Genomic DNA, 4,645 nt, shown 5'->3' on the forward strand with positions numbered 1-4,645 from the left:
CTCCTGCGGAACTCTTTCTTAAACCCTCCTGACTCCTCCTTTTTCTTTTTTGTTGCACTTCATTGACAATCTGCCCCTGGCCCTGCTTCGCAGGGCCATAAAGCGGCAGGCTAGGGTCGTCCCCCTACAAAAGATACTTTACGAATTAAAGCACAACTTTCAGGAATTTTCCGCCGGGACGTAGTAGGTGGCCCCATTTTGACAGGTCTCAGTCAGCTGTCCGGCGTCTACCAGATACTCAATAAAAAAGCGAACGTTGCGCTCAAACCGCAGGGAGCGGCGGGGCTTGCGGGTCAGGAGCTGGTAGCACACACAGGCCGCCTCGGCAATCTGGCAGGCGGTCATGGGGCGGTCTAACAGGTCCAGGATCTCCCCCGCCCGGCGGCGGACCAGGGCCTGGTTGGCGTCAATGAGCCCGCCAATCTCAGCGCCGGAACACACCCCCCGGTGGGCCATAATGAAGGCGTCACAGTTCAGCCCCCGCAGCTTCTCCCGGCTGTCCATGGCCATTTTCTGACTGAGATTGTAGGGCAGCTTGGCCCCCAGCAGTTCCTCACTGAGCAGAGCATCGGCGGTGTAGCACACGTTGTCCGGCGTGATGGTGCAGATGTGCCCGGCGGAGTGGCCCGGGGAGTGGATAATCTGGAAGGGAACCCCGCACAGGGAGAAGGGCCCGTCCGACATGGGCAGAAACAGGTCGGGCTCATGGACCATACAGGCCGACTCCCGCCCAACCCGCTCCGGGGAGAGGGTCAGGAAGTAGCATTTCAAAGTCAGCAGAGAGGAACACATCCCCGCCTCCGGGAAGGTGAGGGCCACCTGGGCGTCGTACTTCTCCTGCAAATACCCGTTGTTGGCGCAGTGGTCCACGTGGGCGTGGGAGCACAGAATCCCCACCGGCGTCAAGCCGGCGGCAGTCAGCGTCTTTTCCAGCTCTTCCCGCTCCTCCAGCAGTCCGGTGTCCAGCAGAATGCACCGCCCGCCCTCCAGCTTATACAGGGGAATGAGCTGGTTGGCCTCTATGACCCAGGTGTTCCCCTTTACTTGTGTCAGCTTCATGGCAATTTCTCCTCTTCCAGACCCAACTGTTCTCTCAGCTCCTGCGCCAGCTGATAGAGGGCGTAGGGGTAGTGCTCCGGCCCCTTGATCTGCTCATAGACCTGAGCCTGACAGCCCATTTCCGCCAGCATCTTGGGGGTTAACTGGCGGAAATTCTGTTTGTCCTTTTGAAAACCCAGGGGCTTCAAAATTTCCTCATGGGTCCGCCGCAGCAGTTCCTTGTATTTGTCCTCAATGGGGGTGGGATGGATAAATTCATCCATTTTACCTTTTATGCTGAATAAATTCATTCCCTTCACCCTTCATGTTAATAAACACCTGGAGGATCAGTTTCATTTACGCGAGTTATACTCTTCGTCTGTAGGAAACCGCCAGCCCTCATCCAAGTCAAAAATCAAATCAACATCGTCAAATGTTACATTCCATACGGCATTTGTCAAAAGACGGGTGATTTCGGTAAGACATTTCAGCCAGTAGTTTGCGGCCTCAAACAGTGTGTTGGGGCTGTTCCTTGGGAGCTTTGTGGAGCCGCTGAAAATAATATCGCCCTGCTCCTCTGAATCCTCATATATGCCGAAATCCTCGACCTTTCGCTTAAAAGGATATTCGGAACAATACTTCTCCGAGATTTCCCTGCAAATGTTTCTTTCCTGCTCTGTCAGGGGTTCTTTCCTTACCGCCTCATAGTAAAGTGCAAATGCCATGATTTGGCCTCCTCCAATCCGGATTTGCGATTATATCACAGCCAGGGTCTTCATTTCAATCTGCCACAGGCGAGATGACCAGTACCCAGCCGGAGCGAAATAAATTGCACTCCTACAGCTCTCGCTGCTTCAAATAGACCATCAGTACTGCCACGTCCGCCGGGGAGACGCCGGACACCCGCCCCGCCTGGCCCAGATTCCTGGGGCGGATGACGGCCAGCTTCTGCCGGGCCTCCAGCCGCAGGCCCTCGATGGACAGATAGTCTATGTCCTCCGGCATGGGCCGCTCCTCCAGCCGCTTGACCTCCTCCACCTGGCGCAGCTGGCGGTCAATATATCCGGTGTATTTGATGGTGATCTCCGCCTCGCCGGCCACCGCCGGGGGCAGGTCTGGACGGTCCGGGTCAAAGGGCGTCAGGTCCGCATAGCTCAGCCGGGGGCGGCGGAGCAGGTCGGCCAGCCGGGCCCCGTCCTTCACCGGCGGTTCCCCCCGCTGCTCCAGCAGAGCGGTGAGCTCCGGGGTGGGGGGCGTGCCAGTGTGCTCCAGGCGGCGGACCTCCCGGGCCACGGCGGCGTATTTTTCCTGTACCCGCTCATATTGTGCCCGGGAGACCAGCCCCAATTCATAGCCAATGGGGGTGAGCCGCTGGTCGGCGTTGTCCTGGCGGTGGAGCAGGCGGTACTCGGTGCGGGAGGTCATCATGCGGTAGGGCTCGTTGGTGCCCTTGGTGACCAAATCGTCAATGAGGACCCCGATATAGCCCTGGTCCCGGCGGAGAATGAGGGGCGGTTTCCCCAAAATTTTCAGGGCGGCGTTGACCCCGGCCACAAAGCCCTGGACGGCGGCCTCCTCATAGCCGGAGGAGCCGTTGAACTGGCCCGCCCCGTAGAGCCCGGGCACCGCCTTGGTCTCCAGGGTCGCCTCCAGCTGAGTGGGGTCCACACAGTCGTACTCGATGGCGTAGGCGCAGCGGGTCATCTCGGCGTGCTCCAGGCCGGGGATGGTGCGGAGCATTTCCATCTGCACCTCCTCCGGCAGCGAGGAGGAGAAGCCCTGAATGTACAGCTCCTCGGTGTCCAGCCCCATGGGCTCGATGAACAGCTGGTGCCGCTCCTTCTGGGGGAATCGCTCCACCTTGGTCTCAATGGAGGGGCAATACCGGGGACCAACCCCCTCGATGGTGCCGTCGTACAGGGGGGAGCGATCCAGATTGGCCCGAATGATTTTGTGGGTCTCCTCGTTGGTGTAGGTCAGCCAGCACACCGCCCGGTTCTCCGGGGGACGCTCCGTCTGGAAGGAGAAGGCCAGTCCCCCCTCCTCCCCTCTCTGGAGCTCCATTTTCGAAAAGTCCACGCTGCGGGCGTTGACCCGGGGGGGCGTGCCCGTCTTGAAGCGGCGGATGGACAGGCCCAGCTTTACCAGGCTTCGGGTCAGGGGCAGGGCGGCGGCCAGCCCGTCGGGGCCCGAGTCCCGCACCACCTCCCCCACCACGATTCGGCCCCCCAGGTGGGTCCCGGTGGCCACAACGGCGGCCTTCACGGAGTAGACCGCCCCCGTGTGGGTCACCACGCCGGAGACCGCCCCATTTTCGGTGAGGATTTCCACCACCTCCGCCTGCTTGACCCACAGGTTTTCCTGGCGCTCCAGGGTGTGCTTCATCACCTTCTGGTACTCCCGCCGGTCGGCCTGAGCCCGGAGGGACCAGACGGCGGGACCCTTGCTCCGGTTCAGCAGCCGGTACTGGATGCAGGCCCTGTCGGCGGCCCGGGCCATTTCGCCTCCCAGAGCGTCCAGCTCCCGGACCAGGTGGCCCTTCCCCGTACCGCCGATGGCCGGATTGCAGGGCATATTGCCCACCGCGTCCAGGTTGACGGTGAAGCACAGAGTCCGCAGTCCCATACGGGCGGCGGCCAGGGCGGCCTCAATGCCCGCGTGGCCCGCCCCAATGACGGCGATGTCAAATTGTCCGGCTTGATAGGTTCTCACGCAAATTCCACACTCCAATCCGGGGGAAGATTGTTCCGCATTCCAAAGCTCTCCATAATAAATTTCCCGTCCTCCTGGCGGAAGACGACGTCAAAGGTGGTATTTTCAATCATGCCCCAGTACTCCAGGATGAGATAGGGCTTGTCCAAATAGACGAATTCGAGGGAGTAGGGGAAGCGGCGACCGCCTCCCGACTGCTCCTGGTGGCAGCGCTGGACCAGGTCGTCCAGCCGTCCAAGATTCCTTGCAGTAGAGGCCAGCTGAGGCCGCAGGGCTATGAATTTCTCCTCCTGGCCCGAGAGGTCCGCCGCAATGTCGTAGTCCTCTTCCGCCGAGAGATAGACCAGCCCGTCCCGGGTCAGCTCCAGCCGGTCCGGGTCGGTGACGAATTTTGAGAGGTCGCCATACCGTCCCGGCAAATCTTTGTTGTAAAAGTCCGGCATTTTATAACCCCCCTCGGCATATGGATATGATTATAAGCGATTCCAGCAAGAAATTCAAGCCGCAAATAGACAAGAGACTTCAATAGGAGTGCACAAGCGGCGAAGCGAGGGCGGGGGATTGTCTTAGGAAAGCTGCTTCTATTTGAGCTTTATAGGTAGAAAAGGTGCCAGCAAATCAATCCCCACCGCTTCGCGGAGCCCCTTTTCAAAGGGGCCGGGCCGCCTGCGGGCGGGACGAGGGATGGGCCCTGCGAAGCAGGGCCGCACAAGCGGCGCAGCCGCTTGTCCCCTTTGGCAAAAGGGGTGCCCGAGCGTAGCGAGGGCGGGGGATTGTCTTAGGAAAGCTGCTTCAATTTGAGCTTTTAGATAGAAAAGGTGCCAGCAAATCAATCCCCACCGCTTCGCGGAGCCCCTTTTCAAAGGGGCCAGGCCGCCTGCGGGCGGGACGAGGG

Annotated in this window: 5 protein-coding genes; all 5 read right to left on the reverse strand. The window is 60.1% G+C overall.

Going from position 1 to position 4,645, the window contains the following annotated elements; translation table 11 throughout:
• Window positions 1–159 precede the first annotated feature (159 nt).
• Window positions 160–1,059, reverse strand: coding sequence for an MBL fold metallo-hydrolase (locus D1646_RS12090; RefSeq protein WP_160636704.1), 900 nt, complete (start codon window positions 1,057–1,059; stop codon window positions 160–162).
• Window positions 1,056–1,349, reverse strand: coding sequence for a hypothetical protein (locus tag D1646_RS12095; RefSeq protein WP_160636705.1), 294 nt, complete (start codon window positions 1,347–1,349; stop codon window positions 1,056–1,058). The genes D1646_RS12090 and D1646_RS12095 overlap by 4 nt, the downstream gene beginning before the upstream one ends.
• A gap of 42 nt (window positions 1,350–1,391) precedes the next feature.
• Complete coding sequence (locus tag D1646_RS12100) at window positions 1,392–1,763, reverse strand: hypothetical protein (protein WP_160636706.1); 372 nt, start codon at window positions 1,761–1,763, stop codon at window positions 1,392–1,394.
• Between the two features lie 112 nt (window positions 1,764–1,875).
• The gene (mnmG, locus tag D1646_RS12105; protein ID WP_160636707.1) at window positions 1,876–3,750 is read right to left on the reverse strand and encodes a tRNA uridine-5-carboxymethylaminomethyl(34) synthesis enzyme MnmG; all 1,875 of its coding nucleotides are present in this window, start codon (window positions 3,748–3,750) and stop codon (window positions 1,876–1,878) included.
• Window positions 3,747–4,193 (reverse strand): hypothetical protein, encoded by a 447-nt coding sequence (locus D1646_RS12110; protein ID WP_160636708.1) that lies wholly within the window; start codon window positions 4,191–4,193, stop codon window positions 3,747–3,749. Before D1646_RS12110 ends, mnmG begins: the two co-directional genes overlap by 4 nt.
• Window positions 4,194–4,645 lie beyond the last annotated feature (452 nt).

The organism is Pseudoflavonifractor sp. 60 (assembly GCF_009911645.1).
GTDB lineage: Bacteria > Bacillota > Clostridia > Oscillospirales > Oscillospiraceae > Lawsonibacter.

Bases quoted from the DNA above. Each gene is read 5' to 3' on its own strand.
- D1646_RS12095 (WP_160636705.1), bottom strand. From the start codon at position 1,349: ATGAATTTATTCAGCATAAAAGGTAAAATGGATGAATTTATCCATCCC.
- D1646_RS12110 (WP_160636708.1), bottom strand. From the start codon at position 4,193: ATGCCGGACTTTTACAACAAAGATTTGCCGGGACGGTATGGCGACCTC.
- D1646_RS12100 (WP_160636706.1), bottom strand. From the start codon at position 1,763: ATGGCATTTGCACTTTACTATGAGGCGGTAAGGAAAGAACCCCTGACA.
- D1646_RS12090 (WP_160636704.1), bottom strand. From the start codon at position 1,059: ATGAAGCTGACACAAGTAAAGGGGAACACCTGGGTCATAGAGGCCAAC.